Origin of the sequence: Micromonospora sp. DT41, assembly GCF_049841715.1 — a bacterium.
In the GTDB taxonomy this organism is placed as follows: domain Bacteria; phylum Actinomycetota; class Actinomycetes; order Mycobacteriales; family Micromonosporaceae; genus Micromonospora; species Micromonospora profundi.
The window spans coordinates 22,144-44,573 of sequence record NZ_JBNCKU010000014.1 but is presented as its reverse complement, the minus strand read 5'-3'; the positions used below and the strand labels follow the sequence as shown (position 1 = coordinate 44,573).

Below are 22,430 nucleotides of genomic sequence, written 5' to 3'. Positions count from 1 at the left end.
CCTGGAGCGGATGCTCGAACGACCTTCACCCTGGGCCAGGAGTGTTTCGCCGCTACGGTTCCGGCGTGACGAAGAGCGGCCATGGCATGATCCGGCCAATCACAACCAGCCACGGCGGCTGGCCTGCACGCCGAGTTGGAACCGACTCCGGGCGCCGAGCAACTCCTGTAGGCGACTGACCCGGCGGTGCACCGTACGGTTGCTGACGCCGAGGTCACGGGCGATGGCCTCATCGGTCAGACCGGCGGTGAGCAGCGCGAGGAGCCGTTGCGTGGCGGCCGTCGGCTCGGCTTCCGGCTGGGCGGCGTCGGTGGTGGCGTGGATGGGCGCGCCGAGCCGCCAGAACACCTCGAACAACTCGGAGAGCCCGTGCAGCAGGCGGGAGCGGTGCACAAGCATCGCGTCGGCGTCGTCGCCGCTGCCGCGAGGCAGGACGCAACAGGTCCTGGTACACGTCCGCGGCGTCCGGCGGGAGCGGAAGCGACCCGACGTCCGCGACGTCCGACGAGGGCGGAAGCGACCCGACGTCAGGGGCAGAGGGCATGCCGGCGGGCTCGGTCCGCATGCCGGGGATCGTAGAGCGCCCCTGTTACGGCGACCCACTCACTCCGGCGTCGCCCCGGCGGTCAGCTGGCGGTTCGTCCTCGGAGCGTTCGTCCTCGGACCCTTCGCCCTCAGGTTCCCTGTGGTATTCGGGGCGGAGCTTCGCGCTGGCGAACGCCGCCTGAACCGCCGCCGAGAGCGCCACCATGTCGTACGCGCCGTGATGGCGCCGGCCGTTGACGAAGAAGGTCGGGGTCCCGGTAACCCCACTGAGGTCGGCGGAGTCGACGTCCTCGCCGATGCGGTCGACTCCCCTTCGCTCGGCCATGTGCTCACGGAACCGGTCGAGGTCAAGGCCGAGCTGGCCGGCGTAGCCGAGCACGTCGGGGGCGTCGAGTGCGTCCTGGTGCGTGAGAAGCAGGTCGTGCATCTCCCAGAACGCGCCCTGCTCACCTGCCGCTTCGGCCGCCTCGGCGGCGAGTTGGGCACGCGGGTGGACGTCGGTCAGCGGCAGGTGCCGCCAGACGTACCGGACGTTGGCGAAGGCCTCCAGCAGGTCCCGCACCACCGGCTCGGCCTGCCCGCAGTAGGGGCACTCGAAGTCCCCGTACTCCACTACCGTCACCGGCGCATCGTCCGACCCACGCACGTGGTCGCGTTCCGGATCGACCGGAAGCATCAGGTCGACGATCCCCTCGGTGACGCCCAGCAGCGCCCGCGCGCGCCGCGCCGGCGGCATCCGCGCGGCGAAGCGGAACACCAGCCAGGTGATGACGGACGCGCCGATCGTCGCGACGAGGATGCCGACCTTCGCCTCGTCCAGGGCCGGGCCGCTGAGAGCGTGGGTGGCGATCAGCAGGGCGACGGTGAAGCCGATGCCCGAGATGGTGCCCACCCCGGTGACCGCGACCCAGCCGACCGGTGGCCGCAACCGGTTGCCGCTCAGCCGCGTCACCAGCCACGAGGTGACAACGATCCCGACCGGCTTACCGACGATGTACGCGGCCACGACGCCGATCGTGACCGGCGAGGTAACGGCAGCGGCCAGCAGTTGGCCGTCGATCACGACCCCGACGTTCGCCAGTGCGAAGAGCGGCACCACCAGGTAGCTCGCCAACGGATGGTAGAGGGTCTGCAACCGCTCGTTCGGCGACAACGTCGAGGCGAGCCTGGCCTGGGCCATCCGGGCGAGCTGCGGTGTGGGCTGCTCCCGGAAGAGGCGGAACTGGTCGCTCGCCTGCTCCAACTCGGTGCGACCGGGCGCGTAGGCGTAGGTCAGCAACCCCATGACCAGGCCCACCACCACCGGGTCGACACCGGACTCCGACACCGCGACCCAGGCCGCCACCCCCAGCAGAGCGAAGACCGGCCCGAAGCGTACGCCCAACGCCCGGACAAGCAGGACCACGCCGAAGATCGCCGCCGCCACGAGCAGCGCCGTCGGCGACGGATGGTGTGGGTACGCGATGGCCAGCACCGCGATCGCGACCAGGTCGTCGATGACGGAGACCGTCAGCAGGAAACCCCGCAACCGATCCGAGAAGCGCGGCCCGAAGACTGCCAGCGCGCCGAGCGCCAGCGCCGTGTCCGTGGCCATCACCGCGCCCCAGCCCGCAGCGCTGGTGTGCCCCGCGGTGATCGCGAGGTAGATGCCGACCGGCACCAGCATGCCGGCGATCCCGGCCAGCATCGGCAACGCCAGCCGGCGACGCTCCCGCAGCTCGCCGATGTCAAATTCCCGGCGCAGCTCCAACCCGACGACAAGGAAGAAGAACGTCATGAGGCCGCTGTTGATCCAGAAGCGCAGGTCGTGTGCCACGCGCCAGTCGCCGAACTGGACCGAGAAGGATGTACTCCACAGCGACTCGTACGACGACGTGTGCAGGTTGGCCCACACCAGGGCCGCCAACGCGGCGACCACCACCACCCGCGCGCCGCCGGTCTCGGTGTGCAGGAAGGCGCGCAGCGGAGCGTTGAACCGGCCCTCCCAGGTGGTCCGGGCGGACCATCCCCGGCGCGGGTTGCTGCTCGTCACGGGATGATCCTCCCCGAATTGATCGCCACCCGGCTCGGATTGGGGCGACTGTGTTGCGCGCCCGTACCGCCGGCCCGGCAATCGGGGCATACACGCATCGACGCCGGTTGGTAGCGTACCGGTGATCTCGCCGCCGCCGGCGGTGGTCCCCTGGGGAGGGTCGACATGTGGGCGGACGACGCCGCGCTCGACGCGGCCGGACGCCGGCTCGACGAGTGGGAGTCGTCGCTCGCCGAACGGGCACGACGGGCACAGACACTGGCGGGCACGATCCAGGGTCTGACCGGCACCGCCCGCAGCCCTGACCGGACGGTGGAGGTCACCGTCGACTCGGCTGGCCTGCTGATCGGCCTGCGGCTCGACGAACGTGTCCGGGACCATCTGGCCGCCAGCACCGCCCGGCAGATCCTGGCGACCACACAAGCGGCCCGAGCCGACCTGCTCACCCAGCTCACCGCCGTGACCACAGCCGCCCTCGGCGACGACGCGAGCGCCGTCATCGACTCATATCGCAATCGGCTGACAGCTGACGAGGGGCGAGACGATGCCCGCCGGTGACGGGATCCAGGTCGACCCAGCCGACCTGACCGCACACGCCGCACGTCTCGACCGCTGCGCCACCGGCCTCGACACCGCCCAGCAGGCCGGCCAGCACATCCGGTTGGGCACCGACGCCTACGGTCAGCTCTGCGCGATGATGCCGATGATGCTCGACGGCCTGCAACGGACCCTCGTCGACGGCATCGCCGCCGCAGCCGGATCGATGCGGGACACCGCCGGCAGGCTACGCACCGGCGCCGACCGCTACCGAAGCTCCGACGACCGGGCCAGGCAACTCCTCGACGAGGTGCGGCAACGCCGGTGACGTCCAACCCGCTCGTCGCCGCCCCAGCGCACACCCCGACCAGCGCCTGGGCGGGCGTGTGGATCTGCGAGGACATCGAACTCATCGCGCAGGGCGTCCGCACCGGCAGCTGGATCGACGGCAGTCTCGGCGTGGTCAGCGCCGGCCTCGACGCCCTCGCCTTCGTCACCGACCCCGTCGGCAACCTGCTCCAGTACGGCATCGCCTGGCTCATCGAACACGTCAAGCCGCTCAGTGAAGCCCTCGACTGGCTCGCCGGCGACCCGGCGCAGATCACCGCACACGCCCAGACCTGGCGCAACGTCGCCGCGTCACTGCGCGACGAAGCTGCCACCCTCGCCCGCGCCGTCCGCACCGACGTCGCCACCTGGGGCGGCAGCGCCGGCCCCGCCTACCGCGCCTGGGCCGCCGAACAACAGCAGGCAATCACCGGGCTCGCGCTCGGCGCCGACACCATGGCCGCGATCACCGAAGGCGCCGCCGGCCTCGTCGCCGCCGTCCGGCTCCTCGTCCGCGATGCCATCGCCACCTGCGTCTCCCGCCTCATCGTGTACGCCGCGGAACTCGTCGCCACCGGCGGCCTTGCCACACCGCTGGTCGTGGAGCAGGTCACCACGACAGTCGCGTCCTGGGGGGCGCGGATCGCGCGGATGGTGCGGGCACTGCTGGCCAGCCTGCGACGGCTGATGCCGCAGATCCGTCGACTCGGCGACCTCATCGAAAGGCTCAAGCAGGCGCTCGGACGACTCACACGGCTTGGGCCCGCCAACCGGATGGGACAACGACGTGACTGGGCTGATCCGAGGGACCGCCCTCGGCCACCGGACCGGCCCCCCGATTCGTACCTCTCCGCTGGTGACCCGATCTATCACTCCGACCGATCGACGGCCATCGGCTACGACGATCTGACGATGCGAAACCTTGATAAAGTGCGACCGCTGGACGGGCACCATGACGTCATCGTTCACGGCACAGACGAGGATACTTCGTCCCCGGGAAGGTTTCAGCAGACGGGGCGCACATGGACGGCAACGCCACCGACGCGGCGCAGATCGCCGCCGCCGTCCGAGAAAATCCCGCCTACGACGGCGGCCCGCTCCGGTTGGTCTCCTGCTATGCCGGCACCGTCAAGTCCGACCTCGACGCCGTACCACTCGGTCAACGGGTGGCCGACGAACTCGGAGTCAGCGTGCTCGCGCCTACGGCCCGCGTGGGGACCCAGCGATGGGCAGCAGAGCCCCAGCCCCCAGTCGTCGAGCGTGGCGGTTCCTGGGAGGTCTTCTTACCGCGAGCCAGGGGGAACCGATGAAGACTGTTGGGTTCTTTCGAGAACTGGGCCCCAGCCAGACCGAGGTCTATGTGGAAAGCATCCACCCGCACGTGGACTCGAAGCCGCTCCCCGATGCCCTCCGGGTTGAGGATTACCTACGTCACGGGCATGGGCTCATCGACGTCATGGGTGCCGAGATCGACGTCCTCGGTAGCGGTCGACATCTCATCGGGGGCGCGTCGGTGCTGACAGACGGAGAATGGTTGTGGCGCGACGACCTCCGCTTCTATCTCGCCACCTACCACGTGCGCCTACCCACGGACTTTCTTCAGACGGTGCGCAGCAATGATTACCGGGTGCCCGACCTCCGCGGAGAGCAACTCCGGCTGGCCGGCGAGGAAGCAATACGGATTCTTGGATACCACTGACGCACCTTCGCCGGAGACGGCGTCGGGGTCAATGTGTACCGCGCAGGTCGGGGTGAGGAAGGATGACGTGGTGGAGCTGTACGACGTGGTGGAGCTCCGCGAAGCCGTTCCGGGAGAACAACTCCCTGCGGGAGCAGCAGGAACCGTCGTTCACATCTTCGGCGTCCCTTCGACCGCGTACGAGGTCGAGTTCGCCGACGCCGATGGCCGTACCGTCGCCTCGGTCACGCTCCGGCCCGATCAGATAATGCGCCGCAACGGCTGAGTCCCCGTCGTGACCGTCGGAGCAGACATCGCCAACTGCCGGGCATCCTCCGGTGGCAGAACAGTGGTGGAGGAACCACTCCGTCAGGCCGGAAGGAGCCCGCTGATGGCCACGTTCAATGAGTGGCTCACGGCGTACGACATCGTCTACCGTGAGTTGCCGGCGACATCGAGTCTCGCCTGCCCGAACTGTGGTCACCGGACCCTACGCATCATCTTCACCGCACCGCCCGCCGCCGAGCACGGCTACGTCTCGTTCTGGTGCGACACCTGCCTTGAGGGAATCTACGTCTCCCGGGCTCTCATCCCCGACGGAGTCACAGTCACCGCACGGTCAACGGGCGAGCCGACCGAGGAGCGCAACCGCGGCATCCCCGAATACCGTCTCGTCACCTAACGCAAGCTTCAGCGGTGGCCGGGCGCGGACTCACGTCAGCCAACTGCGTCGCGCATCGGACCGCATCGCACGCGCCGGAAGGTGCACGTCACAGCGCGCCACCACGACGAGGGGGCGGCGACGAACCGGTACGATGCGCCCATGAGCTCAGAGGCGGTTGGCAGGTACATGCCCCCTGTCGTGACGCTCGATGACCTCACGGCGATGATGGCCGCCGACGAGAACCACCGGTACGAAATCAGCCCCGAGGGAGTCGTCTCGATCATGCCGCCGCCGGGATACGCCCACGCGATCATCGCGACCCGGCTCATGGTGTGGCTCGCCCAGGGCGGCGTTCCGGCGGACCATGTTGCTCAAGCTGTCGGACTACGCATCCCGGGTCGTGACGGCGGTGTCGGCGGACGCATCCCTGATCTCGTCGTGTGGAGCAAGGCGCAGGCAGACGGTGTCTGGTTGCCGGTGGCCGACGTGCTCCTCGTGGTCGAGATCGTTTCGCCCGGCTCCGAGGGTGTCGACACGGTGACCAAGCGCAGCGAATACGCTGCGGCCGGGATTCCCCAATACTGGGTGGTCGACCAGGACTCAGCACAGACGGTGACGATGAACCGTCTGGAGGGCGACCAGTACGTCGCCCGCGCGACCATGCCTCTGGCGTGGGTCCTCAACACCAGCTTGGACGAGCACGGGCTGAGCTGACGCGCTTCGACAGTGAAGGGCACCCAGTCGTAACGCTGCGTGTCAGGCCAGGGTGAGGCGACCAGCCGAGTCCTGGCGGAGGCGGCCGCTGGTTACCGCCACGTGCAGGCCGTACCGGAGGAGCTTGTCGATTTTCTCGGTACGGCGGCGGTAGCCGAGCCGTTCCAGGCCGGCGCGCAGCAGCCGTTCCTCGTCCATGCCGGGCACACCCTGGAGCACGTGGACGAAGGCGTTCGCCACCTCCTCGGGTGGCACCTCCTCGAACGTCCTGTCGTTGCTCGCCTGGGTGACCCGGTACGCGCGGTACGTCTGCGGGTCGACTCCTTCCGGCCAGGCGTACCGGCCCAGGGTCGGGTGGTTGTGGAGCCGGCGGGAGTCGACGAGCGCCAGCACTGCGGTGCGCCGGTCCTCGCGTGTGCGCAGGAACCCGAAGCGGGCGAGGGCCAGCCGGGCGAGCCGATGCTGCTCGACGGGACCTTCGGCGTCGATGATGTCGCGAAGCGCGTCGCGCATCAGAGCGCGTACCCGCTGGTCGGTGGCGAGCAGGTCGAGGTCGGCCTGGTCGCCGAGCGGCGTCGGGGCGTACGGCATGAATGGGCTCACCGTGATGGTGTCGGCGGCCGGCGCGGTGGCGAGTGCGATGACGGGCGCGGTCGCCGTACCGGGAGGTGGCTCTTCCTGGGTCATGAGGCGCGGCGGCGGTGACTCGGCGGCCGGTGCCGGGCGCGGCGGCTCGGTGTCTGCTGCCGGGCGCGGTTGCGGCAGCTCGATGTCCGCGTGCGGCGGTGCGACGGCCGACGGCTCGACGGTCGCGGGGGTCTCGGCTCGGGTGACGGCCTCGTCGACCCGGTCGAGCATTGCCGACCGGTCGTGGATCCACGCCGGCAGCCAGAACCGGACCACCTCCGCCCAGCCCATGATCGACCGGAGCAGGGTGGGTGCGGAGTCCCGGTCGGCCACCGTCGGCCGGGAACTCCAGTCCGGGCCGTCGAGCATGACGGCGACCTGCCACCGGGGCGAGCCCGGCTTGCGTACGGCGATGTCGACTGTGAAGTCGGAGAGGCCGTGCGACGTGCGGACCTCGTGGCCGCGCTCGCGCAGCGCCGCGGCCACCTCGTCGCGGATGCGGCTGCGCCGCTCGGCGCGGTCGGCGGTCAGGTCGCCCAGGCGGTCCGCGCCTGCGGCGGCCAGTTCGCAGTACGCCCGCAGGTGCTGCGTGCCCAGCGCGGAGGTACGGGACAGGTCGATGTCCGACGGGTCGAACGACGAGTAAAGGACGACCTGGCGGCGGGCGCGGGTGATGGCCACGTTGAGCCGCCGCTCGCCGCCGGCCTGGCTGAGCGGGCCGAAGTTCAGCGGGAGCTGGCCGGTGTCCGGGTTGGTGGAGAAGGCGAGGGAGAACAGGACGACGTCCCGCTCGTCGCCCTGCACGTTCTCCAGGTTCTTCACGAAGATCGGCTCCGGGACGGCCCCGGAGAGTTGCTCGCGGATGATCGGGTCGGTGCTCTCCTCCAGCAGGTTGAGGATGAGGTCACGTTGCTGGATGTTGAAGGTGACCACGCCGATCGACCGGTTGGCGGTGGCCGGGTCGTGCAGGCGACGGGTGATGTCGGCGAGGATCGCCCGCGCCTCGACGTCGTTGGTCCGTGCGCCGCCCCTGTCGTACTGGCCGTCGACGCGCTGCCAGGTGACGCCTGCGGTGCTGCTGGCGCCGGGCGACGGGAGGCTGGAGAGCTTGTTGTCGTAGTAGTAGCGGTTGGAGAAGGCGATAAGTGACTCGTCGTGGCTGCGGTAGTGCCAGGACAGCCAGCGCTGCGGCAGCCCCGATTCGACGGCTTCGCTGAGGATGCTCTCCAGGTCCTCCGGCACCGGGCCGTCGCCCTCGTCGACCTCGTCGGCGGTGTGGCTGGCCTGCATGATGCTGCTGGGCGGCATCTGCCGGGAGTCGCCGACCACCACCACGGCGCTGCCCCGACCCATCGCGCCGATCGACTCGGCGACGCGGATCTGCGACGCCTCGTCGAAGATGACCAGGTCGAAGCGTTGGCTGCCGGGTGCCAGGAAGTTCGCCGCCGACGCGGGGCTGACAAGCACGCACGGGGTCAGTGCGAGCACCGCGTCCGGGTACTGCTCGAACAGCTCCCGGAAGGACCGACCACCTCGCTTGCGGCGAAGCTCGGCGGCGAAGTCGGCGAAGCGGCCCCGCCGGTCGGTGGGGCTGAAGGGCCGGCGACGGACCAGCACGGCAGGCAACTGCGTCGGCAGCGCGGACCGCAGCTCACCGGCGGCGGCCTCGAACTGGCTGATCTCGTCGTCGTGCAGTTCCGGGTCGAAGTACTGGAGGCCGTTCGTCCGTACCCGCTCGGCGAGGGACGCGGCGGCGACTCCCCGGCGGTAGACCTCCTCGGCAACCCCGGCGGGCAGTTCGGCGCGGAGCAGCTGGTCCCGGAAGTCGGTGAGACCGGCCGAGGCGAGCACGTCGGCGTGGCCCAGGACGGTGGCCCATCGGCGCAGCGGAAACAGCTCTTCGGCACGCAGCTCGTGTAGCCACACCGCGCCGTCGCGCTGCCAGGCGTCGACCCAGTGCGTGCCGGCGGCCCACAGGGTCAGCTCCGGCCCGGCCGAGCGCAGCACCCCACGCCAGGCCCGCCACCGGGAGGCGACGCGGTCGAGCAGGGCCGCGCCGACGTCGGTGAACCCGCTGTCGAACAGCTCCCAGGCCGCCGGGTGCCGGGCCAGGAGGGTCCGGCCGGTCCGGGTCGCCTCGACCGCCTCCGCGAGCCGTTCCTGCGCGTCCGGGTCGGTGGGCTGCCACGCCGGTAGCCGCAGCCCACCCAGCGCCAGCGACCGCTCGTGGAGCGCGGCGACCTGCGCCTGGGCGGCGACGAGCCGACCGACAGCCACCTCCACCTGGTCGGCGTCGAGCGTCGCACCGGCGACCAGGTGGACCGCGAGCCGGTCCACGATGGCCTGCCGACGTTTGCGCTTGCCGAACAGCCGCTTCGCCACCTCCTGCGCCTCGACGTGCCAGGCCGTCAACTCGGGGCGGGCGAAGACGTCCGCGCGGAAACTCGCCAGCTCACCCGCGAACCCCTGCCGGAAGGCCGCCAGGTCCGCCTGAAGCCGGCTGACGCCGTCGTCCCACTGCCGATCGGCGGCCCGCACCGTGGTCTGCCGGTCCGGCAGCATTCCGCGTACGGCGAGCCACGCGCCCGCCGTCAGCTCGCCGACGGCCTCCGGGGCGGGCAACGTCCGCAACAGATCCATCAGGTACGGGTGGGCGGCGAGGTCCGCCCGCAGGGCTTCCACCTCGGCGGCGATCTCGGTGACGGCGGCACCGTGCAGCCCGTCGAGGGTGCGGCAGCCACTGAGCGCCCAGGGATGCGCCGCCCGGACCCGGGCCGAGCGTGCCGCCGCCGGGAACTCCCGCAGTGTCGTCTCGACCCGGGCGCGTGCGTCGGCGGGCGCGTGCAGATAGCTCACCGGGATCGGGGCGACCGGACCCTCCCCGTACGCGAGGGTCTGCTCGTAGGCCGACCAGAGCGACATCCCGACGGGGTTGGGGGTGTGCACCTGGACCGGGTACTCGGTCAGCGGGGCGAGGCGCGTGCGGTAGGCCGTCTCCACTGCCGTCCACGTGCCGTCGCCGGCCTGGTCGTGCTGGTCGAGGGCGTCGCGGAGTTGTTGGCGGATGGCGTTGAGGGACTGCTTGCGCCCGTGCAGGTCCAGCGCGAACGGGCCGAGGCCGACCTGCTTGAGCCGACGCTTCACCACCTCCAACGCGGCCTGCTTCTCGGCGACGAACAGCACCGACCGGCCGGAGGCGACCGCACGGGCGATCATGTTGGTGATGGTCTGCGACTTGCCGGTGCCGGGCGGGCCCTCCAGGACGAACGAGTGGCCACGCTCGGCGCGCACGATGGCCTGCATCTGTGAGCCGTCGGCGGGGATCGGCAGGTGCAGGTCCGCCTCGTCGACGAGCACCTCGGCGTCGTCCGGGCGGGCCGGGTCGTCGAACGTGGCACCGGATGACTCGACAAGGTGCCGCACGACCGGGTTCTCCATGAACCGGGGCCAGTGGTCGGTGAGGTCCCGCCACATCTGGAACGTGGAGAACTGCAACAGCCGCAGGCTTGCCGTCTCGTCGATGCGGTAGTTGAGCCGGTTGTCGACCAGACCGGTGTTGATCGCGGCGAGCGTCTTGGCGATGTCGATGCCGTTCTCGTCGAGGACCGGCTGCTCCAACTCCGGGATCCGGACGCTGTGCTTGACCCGCAGCCACTCGACAAGGCAGTGGTTGGGGATGGCGACCTCGGTGCCATCGATGACCATCGCGTACGGGCGACGGCCGCTGCCACCCTCGATACGCACCGGCAGCAGGAACAGCGGCGCGTACGCCTCAGCCCCGGTGCTCTTGGTGTGCACGAGCGTGCCGATGGTCAGGTAGAGGTAGTTGCTGCCGGTCTCCTGCTCCATCGTGCGCGCCTCACGCTGCAGCGTGCGCATCGCCGTCTTGTAGCGCGCTTCGGTGACCCCGCCGTACACCCGCCGGTCGGTGCGCAGCTCCTTGGCCAGGATCTCGGCGTCGAGTTCCTGCGCCCGGCGCGCTCCGGCCAACTCCTGGACCCGGCTGATGTCGTCCTGGGGAATGATCTGCACCTGCTTGCCGTCGTGGATCAGGTCGTCCAGCAGCGGCAACGCGCCCGCCGGCACGTGCAGGTCCAAGCCACGACCCCGCTTGGGCAGGTTGAGCAGCGGATTGCGCAGACTCAGGTCGAGCAGCGACTTCTTCCACTGCTGGATGCGGGCCGGCGAGCCGTCGGACTGCTGCGCCACCTCGTCACCGTCGTCGGCGAGCTGCCGCAGCTTCGACGCCGCGACGCCAGGTGGAAGGTCGAGGGACGCGCTGATCTCCGGCGTCGCCCCGGCGTCCGCCGGGGCGGGCGTCGCCAGTTCGTCGGCCGACGGCAACGGCCGGATCCCCGAACGGTGCGCCAGGTGTACGTCGACGACGCCGTGCAGGAGATGACTCTCGACCCGGAAATGGCCGAGCCCGGCCCGTACCGCCTCGGTGAACGTCGCGGTCTGCTCGCCCGGTCCGACACGGGTCAACTCCACAGGCACCGCCCGGCCGGAGTCGACCATCGAGATCAGCAGGTTGCTCTCGGTCACCGCTGTCGAGCCCAGCCGTTCCTCCTCCAGCAGGAAACCGCCGAAGGCGTGGCCCTTGCTGATGAAGATGAGCGGGCGCAGCCCTGCCGCCTCCAGGCACGCGGCGTACGTGACGGACAGGTCGAGGCAGTTGCCCAACCGCCCGTCCAGCACCGCGGCCGTCGTACGGACCTTCTGCCCACTGTTCTCGAACGACGCCGGCAGGATCTGGTACGTGATCTCCAACTGGCGCAGCGCCTCGTACAGGGCGCCGGCGATCAGCGACGCCCGCTCCGAGCCGTCCTGGTAGCCCTGCAACGAGCCGGAGCCCGTCCGTGCCAGCAGGATCTGCGCGGCAGCCCGCAGGACCGCGTCCACCGCCCGGGTGTTCGGCTGCACGAACGCCGCCAGCGTGTCGTACAGGGCGGGACTGTTGAACCACTCGTTGTGCGCCAACACCTTCGATGGCGCGACAAGCGTCAGCGCGTTGTCGGCCGCCTCGACGGTGAGGCTGTAGTCGACAGGGAACGCCTCACCGGTGCGGTAGAGCAGGCCACGGTCTGGCGTGAAGTCCCGGAAGTCGTCCCAACTCGTGCTCGCACCGGGCCGCAGAGGTGTGGTGACCGTACGGGACCACGGCTCGGTCAACGCGCCGTCCGGGCCGCGCAACTCCAGCGTCAGCGTCACGTCGGTCAACGGCACCGAGCTGCGGTTGGTGAGCGTGAGGTGCCGGACCAACGGCACGCGGTTGTGCACCAGGGCGGCGTTGATCGCCGGCTGCACGAGCAGCCCGACGGCGAGCTGGTCGTCGTCGGCGGTGAACTGCGCGAACACGCTGTCGGACATGGGTGATTCTCCAGGTGGCGAGACCAGCGAGGGCCAGCCTAGCGGTCACCCACCACGGCCGAGCTGGCCCTCGGGCTTATATCGGGCCCTCACGCGCGAAGGTTCTTGAGCCAGTTCGAAGCCTGGCACCGACGTCGATGCAGGCTCTAGGCTTCCGCCATGCTGATCATCGAAGGCGCGGGCCGGTGGACCGCACCCGCCGGGGCGGCCAACGACTGGGTCGAACACCTGAGTGTGCCGGACCTGTCGGTGGGAACGTACTGCATCCCGGCGGGCGGTCTCGACGATCAGAGCCCACACACCGAGGACGAGATCTACGTGGTCACCGCAGGGCGTGCCCGGATCGTGACGCCGGACGGCACAGCCGACGTTGGCCCGGGTTCGGTGATCTTCGTGCCGGCTGGCGAGGAGCACCGGTTCGACGAGGTGACCGAGGACCTGGCGCTGCTTGTGGTGTTCGGACCGGCATACGGCTCGCGCGCTCCGGGTCGGCGAGCCGAGTAGCGCGGTCGAGGTCTTTACTAGCGCGCCCACTCCGGCGGTGGTACCACGGCGAGCTGCGGTTCCCCGGGGATCGGCTCCAGCGCGTACACGATCCGCAGGTCTCCGTCGGCGGCGGCGTCCTCGTCGGTCATGACCCGGCCGCTGCTTCCGTCGGAGCTGACCAGCAGCCACCGGTCGGGATAGACGCTGCCGTCGTCGACAAGTGCCCGCACCCCGAAGGTACCCGCCAGGCTGATGGCGAGATCCCGCTCGTTGCGGCCGGTGGCGTCGGCGAGTTCGGTGTCGCCGGTGAGGATCCAGCCGAACTCCTCGTCCTCGTCGGGCGGGGTGAACATGGCCACCGGTCGGGGGTCGTCCACCGCCCGGTCCTCGATCCGACCGACGTACACGGCCTCGGGGGCGATGCCGTAGTCCTGTTGCAGGTGCCGGCGCAGCGCGTCGGCGGGCAACTCGGCCTCGAAGTGGATCTGGTACTGCACCTCTACCCCCGTTGGCTCTTGTGATGGCGGAACACGTCGAGGGCGCGCTCCTGCGCGGCCTCGGTCAGGAACGGGTTCCGAGCCATTGCCGCCTTGGCCTTCTCGATGTCGCCACCAGCGGCAATGTACTCCTTGAGCGCGCCGTACTCGGCTCGGCTGAGCTGTTCGAGTCCCGGCCCCGCCTCGGGGAAGACAGTGCCGCTCGGCTCCACCGCGTAGGTGCGGCCGTTCACCTCGTACCGTTGGCGGTCCGGATCCCACTTCGCGCGGCCGGCGGCGATGTCGTCGAGGTCCTTGGCCACGTCGGTCCCGGGCATAACCACCGTGTTGACCTCTTTGCTGGGGTTCTTGGGGCGGATGCTGTCGAGGTTGTGTCGCGAGTTCGGCGGCTTGAGCGGGATCTTGCCGGCCGGGCCGGGGACCGCCCGTCGGGCGGCCTCGGCGGCGTCGTCGGCAGCCTTCGGCCCCACCTCCTTGGCCTCGCGCATCGCCGCCGACGCGGCCTTCGCGATGATTCCGGAGGCGGCGTCGCCTGCGCCCTTGCGGCCGCGCCTACCCAAGGACCGCCTCCAGTGCCTGGCCGATCAGGAAGTCGATGGCGATGTCGACCAACTTCTTGAAGACCGGAATCTCCAACAGGGACGCACCGAACGTCGGGGCCGCCGTCGCGATGGCCTGCGCGATCGAGATGGCCAGCAAGGTGAGCTGCACGATGACGTTGATCTTCAGGGCGAGGACGACGAGCGCGCAGACCAGCAGAGCGGCGCCAACGGCACGGGCACCGAAGCCGAGATCCTGGAGTACGGCGGCAGCGGAATCGGAGTCAGACCACTGGCCACGGAACGCTTCCAAAGCGCTGCCGTCGTTGCCAGCGAGCAGCGCGACGGCCGCGGTGGCGTCGGTAGCTGCGGCATCCGCCTCGGCGCCGAACGCGATCCACGCCTGAGCCAGCTCGAAGAGCCGTTCCTCGTCGCTCTCCGGCCACAGATAGCCGAGTTCGTTCAGCAGTCCAGACAGCTCGCCGGGGATCTGAATGCCCATCGGCTCAGACGAACCTGTCGAAGAGGGCGGCGTTACGGGACTCGACCTCGTCGTAGGCCGTACCCATCTTGGCGAGCCCGTCGCCGAAGCCGGCGAAGGCCGCGACCACCGACGTGATCGACTGCTCGGCGATCTGCTGGGCCGCCTGGTAGGACGCGCCGATCAGCCCACCCACGTCGTCACCGCCGAAGATGTCACCCATGCCGTCCGCTGTCGCGCGCAGCCGCTGCCACTGCTGCTCAAGGCGCTCACCCGCCCGCTGCACGCCGCCGGCCGCCTGCCGCAGCTGCTCCGAGTCGACATCCAGAGGTCTCACCGTCGTGGTGTCCTCAGCAGGGCCACCACGTCCTGGAGTGCCTCGTTCATCTGGGCCATCTGCCGCAACGATCGATCCTGGACCTCCTGGAGCCCTCCGGCCAGGCTGTCGAGCTCCACGGTCGGTAGCTCGGTCTGGTGACTGCCGAGGTCGTCGAGCGCAGCGTTGACCGCCGCCCTGACGTGCTCCATCAGATCCTGCGCCGGCAACCGCATCACCCTCGGATCGACAGTCAACTCGTCGACGCGCCCACCGCGAACCGCCGCCCGGACCTTGCCGTCGAGCGCCTCGCCGTGACCGACAGGCTGTTCCTCGTCGGCCGGCGCCTCGCCCGGCGTACGGGAGCGCGCCGCCTCTAGGGCCTGTCGCGTCTCGCTGAGCAGAGCGTCCAGACCGGTGAGATGAGCATCGTTCGGCACAGCACCGAAAAATACCAGCCGAACACCATCGGTGATGACCCGTCGCGTCTGCCTGGGTCTCGGCCGATGCCAGTGGGTGGTGCGGTAGTTGGCGGCTTGTCGGCGCTCCAAGGGCTTGAGCCCGGTGGTGACAGGGGGCGGTCGATGTGCCAGCTCTCCAACGTCTCGTAACTGGTTGAAGGCACTGCCCGGGGCCGGGCCGGCGAGACCAGCGAGGGCAAGCCCTGCGCCAAGCGCGCCTACGAGGAGACCGGCGAAGACAAGCTCATCGCCGGCGCTTGTTCAGACTTGGAAGGCCGCCGGAAACGGTGCGTACGGTGCCGTCGGGGTTGCTCCGGCCCGGTTTCTGCAGCGCCTCCGTCACCCGCCGTCCGGCAAGGTCGGAGGCACGCAGGTTGACGACGACCGGTTCTGACCGCTGCCAACTCCGTAGCTGAGCCAGCGCCTGTTGGCTGTCGGAGATGCCCGTCAGTGCGCGAATCGCCGGCATCGTCCTCGACAGGTCGGCGAGCAGGAGATGGGCAACATCGGCGGGACTCAGCCAATGTTGCGAGGCATCGGCCACCGGCACGAGAGAGCCCTGGACCTTCCCGTTCTGCAGCCACAACCACACCGGCCGCTTGCCATCGTCGACCCGCATGACGGGGGTGGTTGGCAGAGGCGACGGCGAGGGCGCGGCCGCCTTGGCCGAGAGGTGGGCTTGCGCCGCTGCCGAGGGCCGCACTCCTCTCCGCGACTGCACCGGGACCTCGACACCCGGACGTGGCGGAGCCGCCCCGACCGGCGGTGTCGTCGAGGCGGGGCCCGGGGGCTCGGTCCGGACCGCTTGCCGTCCTCCAAGGAACCAGCCGGCGAACGTCCACTGCTCCGCTGTAAACCTGACGGGAATGACCTCGATGACGCGGGGGGCCAAAGCGTCCTGAACGGAGAGTTGCGCGCGTCGCTTCGCGTGGTCTGCGGCGGTGACTGACCCAATACCGCGGATCGCGGCCAGCGGTATCCGCCTGACGTAGGCCTTCGGCCACGGCAGCAACCGCCAGCGCCGCAGGACAAGTTGCTCCCCCTCGAACCGGGCGTCCCACCGCTGAACGGCCATCCCCGTCACCTCCGTGCTGCGCACGTTAGCGACGTCATGATCGCGCCGGCACTCGGCCCAACGGGCAATTGAGAGGACGGATCATCTGGTTCTGTATCTGTTCACCTCTGGTGTCCTCGGCTTGGGCAAGCTGATCGGCCAACTCGCCCTGGCGAGCCGCGAGTTGCGATTCCCGGACATCGGCTCCAGCGCGTAGACGATCGGCAGGTTCGGTCGCCGGCGGCGTCAGGAACGGGCTCCGGGCCATGGCAGCCTCTGCCTTCTCGGTTTCCACCAGCGCGCCTACCGCCCAAACCGAGCGGTGACGTCTCGGCCGTCGGTCAGGACATCCGCAAGCCGGATCTGCGCAGTGGCGAGCACAACCTCCGTGCCTGCTCCGAACGACGCCGGCATCCGCCAGGTCCGCCAAACCCTGAGCGGGATCGCAGCCTCACGCTTCTGCCGCTTGAGGATGGCTTCGGCGGCGATAACGTCGCAATGCCGGCCCTCGCGGACTTCCACCAGCTTGGCCCCCGCCCTCAGATGCTCCCGAATCCGAGGTGCAGCGCCGACTCCGAACTTCAGCAGTCCGCGATGCTGGACCAGATAGAGCAGGTAAGGCGTATCCCGCAGCACCGCGAACGATCGACTCCCCGGCTCCGGTGGGCAAGCTTGACAGTCCCGAACGCGAAGCCTTTGCCAAGACCCGCAGGTGGTGTGGACACCCCAGCCCCCGTGAGTCAGGGCTCGCCTCCGTTCGCCGAACCACGGAAGCCCGTAGACGTCTACGGTCAAATCGGCCCAACTGTCGCGGCGCCGCCTGTCGAGTTCCTCACCGAGCGCGACGGCGGCCCGAAACTCAGCGGCGACCCGGGCCGAAATGGCGTCCGTGGTGGTCAGGCCGGCGAACCGAAGCAGCTGAGTCGCGAGCGCGGGGTCATTGGGCAGCTCAGACAGCAGCCGCTCGCCGGCCGCCAGAGCGAGGCCGGAAGAACGCCCGTCCAAACAGACGTGGCATCGGGTCCGCCATCCCGCACGGCAGACCCGGTGTCCGCCACACTGTCGGCACCGGTGGATGTCGGCATCGCTGCTCGTCGGAAGCAGGTTGAGCGGCTCCATCTGATCCGCGACCGAGGCGGCGCAGGGGCGGCAGTGGATGTACCAGGCGATGTCCGGGCCACGATGGCCGGAGTTCGCTCGACCATCGACAACGGCGCCGCAGTTGACGCAGGCGTGCTCCGTGGAGCCCTTCGTGCGTTTCACTCCGCTGCGTCACCCGTCCGACTTGGCATCATCCCTCGCATCGGCTCGGTCCGACCCACCTGCGATCGCCTGTGGCGTACCGCGCCGGCCGCCGTCCTTCCAGGAAACCTGGCTGTAGTCGTCCCAACGTTTGTCCAGATCGTGGGCCACAGCCAGCTCGTCGGGGGTGACGGTGAAGTCGCAGCCGGTGGCATTCATCTGCGCCCAGATCGCGTTGACGATATCCGCGTACCGATCCGCATCGTCACAATCGAAACAGATCTTGATCTCGCGCATGTCGCTACCCTCCGTCAGTGGTCCTGTGAGCCACGGCAAACCGCTGTGTGAAGTCACCACGCAGCGGTCATCTCAATACAGGGCAGTTCGACACGTCAGCGAATCGACGTCGCCAGGCTGGCAGCCAACCAGAGCCTGGCCGGCAGAGCAAGGTACGAAAGCGCGACTCGGCATCAACGTGGTCGGGCCTCAACCTGGTGTACGGCCGACCAGGGATCCGATCCGGTCACCGGCGTAGGCGGCGCGAGCACTCACCGTCGTGCCCATCGCGCAGCAGACAGCGCCGGCCGTTCGGCAGACGTAGATCGCAGAACACCCGGTGGCGCAGGAACTGCGCGTCCTCTTCGGAGACCGTGGTCTCCCCCGGGTCTGCCATCGGCAGCACCAGCATCCAGCGACCGACAACCCGGGCCAGGCGCTGCGCGGCAGGCAGGTCAGCGGCCACGACGGGCAGGTGGATGACGTACCGCTGGCTCATCTGGTGTTGTCCCGCCCGGTGCAGCGACCAAGAGACATGATCAAGAGGCTCATCGGGGAGATGCGGCATGACTGACGTGACCGGCGCCAACTGGCGCAAAAGCATTCGCAGCGGTGACAACGGCGGCAACTGCGTCGAGGTCGCGACCAACCTCTCCGGCGTCGTCGCCGTGCGCGACTCGAAGGATTCCACGGGCCCGCTACTCACCTTCACCGCCCAGGCATGGGCCGACTTCATCGCGGCTACCAAACGAGAGGGCCACGCCAGCTAAAGGTCGGCTTCACCGATGGTGCACCGGCACGTGCGCGGGCGCAGCCTTCTCCAGTCGGTCACCACTCACGGGCCAAGTCCGGTGGGCGGCACGACGGCGAGGTGGGGCTCTCCACTGATCGGTTCGAGAGCGTGCACCACCCGCAGTCTCGGCGAGCTCGTCTGGTCGGGCCACCAAGGTGATGCGGTTCTTCGTGTTGGCGATGGCCACCGCCAGGCTCTCGCTCGGCTCCGGCGTCGTCCGCCGGCCGGCGCTCGGCCATCACGTCGCGGTAGACCTCATCCGGTGTGAAGCCCTCAGCCAGGTACTACAGAACCTCGAACTGGCCCTCGGGCAGCAGCTTGCTGAACGCTTCCAGCTGAACCTTGTCGGTGATCGTACGGACGGCACGCAGCACTTGGTCGTCGATGCCCAGGTCGCGCAGCACTGTGTTGGATTGACGGACGAACAGCAGCGTCGGCGCCTCCGCCGCGGCCTTCTCCAGCGCTGGGGTGAGCTGTTTGATGGCGACGACGTTACAGACCTCCAGCGCCCGGGTCGCCGTGTCGGAGCCTCCTGCGTGATCGGTCGGCGCGCGGATGCGACCCTACCGGCCACACTTTCGGGTTCCAGGCCTACCTGAATCCCATCACTGACCGTAGCTGTCCATAATCTGACAGCGATTCGCAGTTTTATTGAATCCGAGGAGTCGTCAGATCCACACTGGTGCATGGCCCGCCCGGACGGTACGCCAGATGGAAGCCCCAGCCGCCAGAAGCCACCTAGACCGGAGGTGCCCGCGCCCGACGGTCTTCCCCCCTCGGTGCAGCCGTTGTTGGCGCGAATCGCCGATCGCCGTGCCGCCCGCAGCGAAGCAACCCTGCAGGCCGACATTCGACAACTCCTGCTGGCCGGCGACTTCGGCCTCGCTGAGGCCCACCTCGACGTTGACCTCGAGGCTCCGGCCGGCGGTGGCAGACGCATCGACATCGAAGTGGGCTACACGGTCATCGAGGTCAAGCGTCGGCTCCAGAACGGACGTCCGCTGCAGGAGGCCGAGCGGCAGCTCGGCGGTTACGTCCGCTCGCGGAGCCACGAGCGCAGTCAACGGTACGTCGGCGTCCTCACCGACGGGGCGACCTGGCGTGCGTACCAGCTAGCCGGCGACTCGCTGACCCTCATCGACACCCACGCGTTGGCTGCCACTCGCCCCGACGGGTTGGCCCTCTTCTACTGGCTTGAAGGCGTGCTGGCAACGAGTCAACGGGTCCGGCCGGCACCCGCCGAGATTGCCCGCCGACTCGGTGCGGAGAGCACCTCCCACAAGCTGGATCGCGCCGCGCTCGCCGCACTCTACGAAGAGCACGCACAGGTGCCGACCGTGCAGCTGAAACGGCAGCTCTGGGCGGGGTTGTTGGACAGCGCCCTCGGCACGCAGTTCGTCGACGATCCGGACCTCTTCGTCGAGCACACACTGCTGATGAACAGCGCGCACATCATCGCGCACCTGGTCGTCGGCATCGACGCCATGGATCTGCAGCCGCAGGACCTCATCACTGGGCAACGGTTCGACCAGGCCCGCATCCTCGGCGTGGTCGAGCACGACTTCTTCGGCTGGACCACGGAGGTGCCCGGTGGTCGCGAATTCGTCCAGGGGCTGACACGGCGGCTGGCCCGGTTCGACTGGCTGCGGGCTGACCACGACATCCTGAAGGTGCTCTACGAGTCGATGATCGGGGCCGAGACGCGTAAGCGGATGGGCGAGTACTACACCCCGGACTGGCTCGCCGAGCATCTCGTCGACACCGTCGTCACCGATCCGCTGCGGCAACGGGTGCTGGACCCCGCCTGCGGCTCCGGCACCTTCCTCTTCCATGCCGTACGCCGGTATCTTGCTGCCGCCGAGGCAGCGGCCGTTCCGCTCGACACCGCGTTGACGCAACTCACCAAGCACGTGGTTGGTGTCGATCTACACCCGGTCGCCGTGGCGCTCGCACGGGTGACCTATCTGCTCGCCATCGGCCACGAGCGGCTGACCGATCAGCGCGACGCGATCACCATCCCGGTTTATCTCGGCGACAGCATGCAATGGCGGGAACGACGCGACCTCTTCACCGAGGAGCACGTACGGATCAGCGCCGGCTACAACGCCAGCGAGGTCGAGGAGTGGCTGCGCTTCCCGAAGGAACTGCTCAACGAGCCGAGCCGCTTCGACCAGATCGTCGCGGGCCTCGCCGGCATCGCGGCGAAACCGAAAGAAGGCAACGGCCCGCCGTCGCTGACCGCGTTCTTCCACCGGATGAAGATCGGACCCGACGACCAGCCGATGATCCTCAGCACCTTCGAGGCGATGTGCCGGCTGCACGACGAGGGCCGCGACCACATCTGGAGCTACTACCTGCGCAACCTGGCCCGACCGGTCTGGCTAGCCATCGACGACAATCGAGTGGACGTCCTGATCGGCAACCCACCGTGGCTGTCCTACCGTCAGATGCCACGGGACATGCAGACACGGTTCAAAGAACTTTCCCACAGCCGCGGGCTGTGGCACGGTCGCGAGTTCGCCACGAACCAGGATCTCTCTGCCCTCTTCGTGGCCAGAACAGTCCAGCAGTACCTTCGCGACGACGGCTCGTTCGCCTTCGTCCTGCCAAACTCGGTGCTCGATCGCGATTACTTCGAGGGCTTCCGCAGCGGTTGGTACGAGGACACTGCTGAACCGGCCGGCGTCGCCTTTACCGGCTCCTGGGACCTGCGTCGCTTGCGTCCCCACCCCTTCCCCCGCGGCGCCGGCGTCGTGTTCGGCGACCGAGCCACCCTGGGCACCTACCGGCGTCTACCCTCGGTGACCGAGCGGTGGACGGGCAAAGTGCCAGTGGACGCCAAATCATGGCACCTGGTCGAACCGCTCGTCACCCGCGAGGCCGCCGATCTGGTCACCGGCGAGTCGGCCCGCACCGGGTCACCGTACAAGCCACGGTTCACCCAAGGCGCCACGATCGTGCCGAGGTTCCTGTTCTTTGTCGAGACGGATTCCGGCGGGCGGCTTGGTCTTGGTGCTGGCCGTCGCTTCGTACGGTCGGCGCGCAGCAACCTCGAGAAGGCCCCGTGGAAGGAGCTTCCCGCCCTCGAAGGCGTAGTAGAGGCCGAGTTCATCCGGCGCGTGCTACTCGGCGAGAGCCTGGTGCCGTACCGGATCCTGCCTGCGAAGGAAGCAGTGCTGCCGCTCGACGGGTCCGCGTTGATGACCGGCCCCGGATCGCGACTCGACTACTACTTCGGCCTCGCCGAGTGGTGGCGGCAGGCCGAGACCACCTGGGAGACGCATCGCAGCAGCGCTCGTCTCACCCTGGCCGGGCGGCTCAATTTCCATCGCGCGCTCACCGCGCAGTTTCCTGCACCACCGCTACGTCTGGTTTACGGCAAGTCGGGCATGCACGTCGCCGCCGCCGTTGTCGACGACCCGGCCGCGATCATCGACCACAAGCTCTACTGGGCCCCGATTGCGACCCGGGAGGAGGGCCTCTTCCTGTCCGCGATCCTGAACAGCACCGTATTGACGGAGCTTGCCCGACCGATGATGTCCTACGGCAAAGATGAGCGCGACATCGACAAGTACGTGTGGGACCTGTCCATCCCCCAGTACGACGACGCGAACCCAATGCACCAACAACTTGTGGAGTTCGGCCGTGAGCAGCACCAGACCGTTGCCGGGCTCAGCCTCGTCGAGGGCATGAACTTTGTGACGTTGCGCCGCCGAATCCGCGCCGAACTCGCACGGCACCCCGCCACCTCGAAGATCGAGGCCATCGTCACGGAGATGGTCGGGTAATC

23 protein-coding genes are annotated in these 22,430 nt (G+C 69.0%); 11 read left to right on the top strand and 12 right to left on the bottom strand.

Annotated features, from left to right (window positions below; translation table 11 throughout):
* Nucleotides 1–99 precede the first annotated feature (99 nt).
* Nucleotides 100–399, bottom strand: a complete 300-nt coding sequence (locus ACLQ23_RS24060; RefSeq protein WP_355588739.1) for a LuxR C-terminal-related transcriptional regulator — start codon at nt 397–399, stop codon at nt 100–102.
* Nucleotides 400–589: 190 nt separating this feature from the next.
* The gene (locus ACLQ23_RS24055; protein WP_425881134.1) at nt 590–2,578 is read right to left on the bottom strand and encodes a Na+/H+ antiporter NhaA; all 1,989 of its coding nucleotides are present in this window, start codon (nt 2,576–2,578) and stop codon (nt 590–592) included.
* A 165-nt stretch (nt 2,579–2,743) separates the two neighbouring features.
* On the opposite strand from ACLQ23_RS24055, the gene ACLQ23_RS24050 reads away from it, so the two are divergent.
* The 7 genes from ACLQ23_RS24050 to ACLQ23_RS24020 all read left to right on the top strand — a co-directional run bounded on the left by ACLQ23_RS24050 (nt 2,744) and on the right by ACLQ23_RS24020 (nt 6,498).
* Nucleotides 2,744–3,136: a YbaB/EbfC family DNA-binding protein gene (locus ACLQ23_RS24050; RefSeq protein WP_425881133.1), complete on the top strand. Its 393-nt coding sequence runs from the start codon at nt 2,744–2,746 to the stop codon at nt 3,134–3,136.
* Nucleotides 3,123–3,443, top strand: coding sequence for a type VII secretion target (locus ACLQ23_RS24045; protein ID WP_425881132.1), 321 nt, complete (start codon nt 3,123–3,125; stop codon nt 3,441–3,443). Before ACLQ23_RS24050 ends, ACLQ23_RS24045 begins: the two co-directional genes overlap by 14 nt.
* Entirely contained in the window at nt 3,440–4,861 is a 1,422-nt protein-coding gene (locus ACLQ23_RS24040; protein ID WP_425881131.1) for a WXG100 family type VII secretion target, read from the top strand. The genes ACLQ23_RS24045 and ACLQ23_RS24040 overlap by 4 nt, the downstream gene beginning before the upstream one ends.
* Before the next feature lie 37 nt (nt 4,862–4,898).
* A complete protein-coding gene (locus ACLQ23_RS24035) occupies nt 4,899–5,141 on the top strand; it encodes a hypothetical protein (protein WP_425881130.1) in 243 nt (80 codons plus the stop codon).
* Between the two features lie 70 nt (nt 5,142–5,211).
* Nucleotides 5,212–5,406 carry a DUF4926 domain-containing protein gene (locus ACLQ23_RS24030; protein WP_355588727.1) on the top strand — a complete coding sequence of 65 codons (195 nt, stop codon included), beginning with the start codon at nt 5,212–5,214 and terminating at the stop codon, nt 5,404–5,406.
* Nucleotides 5,407–5,511: 105 nt separating this feature from the next.
* On the top strand, nt 5,512–5,802 hold the full coding sequence (locus ACLQ23_RS24025) for a hypothetical protein (RefSeq protein ID WP_425881129.1): 291 nt from the start codon (nt 5,512–5,514) through the stop codon (nt 5,800–5,802).
* A gap of 180 nt (nt 5,803–5,982) precedes the next feature.
* Nucleotides 5,983–6,498 (top strand): Uma2 family endonuclease, encoded by a 516-nt coding sequence (locus ACLQ23_RS24020; protein ID WP_355588723.1) that lies wholly within the window; start codon nt 5,983–5,985, stop codon nt 6,496–6,498.
* A gap of 42 nt (nt 6,499–6,540) precedes the next feature.
* Here the strand turns inward: ACLQ23_RS24020 and ACLQ23_RS24015 are convergent, their stop codons facing one another.
* Nucleotides 6,541–12,495: a DUF4011 domain-containing protein gene (locus ACLQ23_RS24015; RefSeq protein WP_425881128.1), complete on the bottom strand. Its 5,955-nt coding sequence runs from the start codon at nt 12,493–12,495 to the stop codon at nt 6,541–6,543.
* Nucleotides 12,496–12,654: 159 nt separating this feature from the next.
* On the opposite strand from ACLQ23_RS24015, the gene ACLQ23_RS24010 reads away from it, so the two are divergent.
* A complete protein-coding gene (locus ACLQ23_RS24010; protein ID WP_167944117.1) occupies nt 12,655–12,999 on the top strand; it encodes a cupin domain-containing protein in 345 nt (114 codons plus the stop codon).
* Between the two features lie 17 nt (nt 13,000–13,016).
* On the opposite strand, the gene ACLQ23_RS24005 is transcribed toward ACLQ23_RS24010, so the two are convergent.
* The 9 genes from ACLQ23_RS24005 to ACLQ23_RS23965 form a co-directional block, all read right to left on the bottom strand.
* The gene (locus ACLQ23_RS24005) at nt 13,017–13,478 is read right to left on the bottom strand and encodes a hypothetical protein (RefSeq protein WP_425881127.1); all 462 of its coding nucleotides are present in this window, start codon (nt 13,476–13,478) and stop codon (nt 13,017–13,019) included.
* Between the two features lie 2 nt (nt 13,479–13,480).
* Nucleotides 13,481–14,038: a hypothetical protein gene (locus ACLQ23_RS24000; protein WP_377665286.1), complete on the bottom strand. Its 558-nt coding sequence runs from the start codon at nt 14,036–14,038 to the stop codon at nt 13,481–13,483.
* Nucleotides 14,031–14,519, bottom strand: coding sequence for a hypothetical protein (locus ACLQ23_RS23995; RefSeq protein WP_425881126.1), 489 nt, complete (start codon nt 14,517–14,519; stop codon nt 14,031–14,033). The genes ACLQ23_RS24000 and ACLQ23_RS23995 overlap by 8 nt, the downstream gene beginning before the upstream one ends.
* 4 nt (nt 14,520–14,523) lie before the next feature.
* On the bottom strand, nt 14,524–14,835 hold the full coding sequence (locus ACLQ23_RS23990; protein WP_425881125.1) for a WXG100 family type VII secretion target: 312 nt from the start codon (nt 14,833–14,835) through the stop codon (nt 14,524–14,526).
* Nucleotides 14,832–15,254: a YbaB/EbfC family DNA-binding protein gene (locus tag ACLQ23_RS23985; protein WP_355588712.1), complete on the bottom strand. Its 423-nt coding sequence runs from the start codon at nt 15,252–15,254 to the stop codon at nt 14,832–14,834. The genes ACLQ23_RS23990 and ACLQ23_RS23985 overlap by 4 nt, the downstream gene beginning before the upstream one ends.
* 265 nt (nt 15,255–15,519) lie before the next feature.
* Nucleotides 15,520–15,894 carry a hypothetical protein gene (locus ACLQ23_RS23980; RefSeq protein WP_425881124.1) on the bottom strand — a complete coding sequence of 125 codons (375 nt, stop codon included), beginning with the start codon at nt 15,892–15,894 and terminating at the stop codon, nt 15,520–15,522.
* Between the two features lie 738 nt (nt 15,895–16,632).
* Complete coding sequence (locus tag ACLQ23_RS23975; RefSeq protein ID WP_425881123.1) at nt 16,633–17,592, bottom strand: hypothetical protein; 960 nt, start codon at nt 17,590–17,592, stop codon at nt 16,633–16,635.
* Between the two features lie 9 nt (nt 17,593–17,601).
* A complete protein-coding gene (locus ACLQ23_RS23970; protein ID WP_425881122.1) occupies nt 17,602–17,868 on the bottom strand; it encodes a hypothetical protein in 267 nt (88 codons plus the stop codon).
* A 226-nt stretch (nt 17,869–18,094) separates the two neighbouring features.
* Nucleotides 18,095–18,346 (bottom strand): hypothetical protein, encoded by a 252-nt coding sequence (locus ACLQ23_RS23965; RefSeq protein ID WP_387133050.1) that lies wholly within the window; start codon nt 18,344–18,346, stop codon nt 18,095–18,097.
* A gap of 67 nt (nt 18,347–18,413) precedes the next feature.
* Between ACLQ23_RS23965 and ACLQ23_RS23960 the strand changes: the two genes are divergently transcribed.
* The 3 genes from ACLQ23_RS23960 (at nt 18,414) to ACLQ23_RS23950 (ending at nt 22,428) form a co-directional block, all read left to right on the top strand.
* The gene (locus tag ACLQ23_RS23960) at nt 18,414–18,617 is read left to right on the top strand and encodes a DUF397 domain-containing protein (protein ID WP_425881121.1); all 204 of its coding nucleotides are present in this window, start codon (nt 18,414–18,416) and stop codon (nt 18,615–18,617) included.
* Between the two features lie 181 nt (nt 18,618–18,798).
* Nucleotides 18,799–19,239, top strand: coding sequence for a hypothetical protein (locus ACLQ23_RS23955; protein WP_425881120.1), 441 nt, complete (start codon nt 18,799–18,801; stop codon nt 19,237–19,239).
* Between the two features lie 192 nt (nt 19,240–19,431).
* The gene (locus ACLQ23_RS23950; protein WP_425881119.1) at nt 19,432–22,428 is read left to right on the top strand and encodes an N-6 DNA methylase; all 2,997 of its coding nucleotides are present in this window, start codon (nt 19,432–19,434) and stop codon (nt 22,426–22,428) included.
* Nucleotides 22,429–22,430 lie beyond the last annotated feature (2 nt).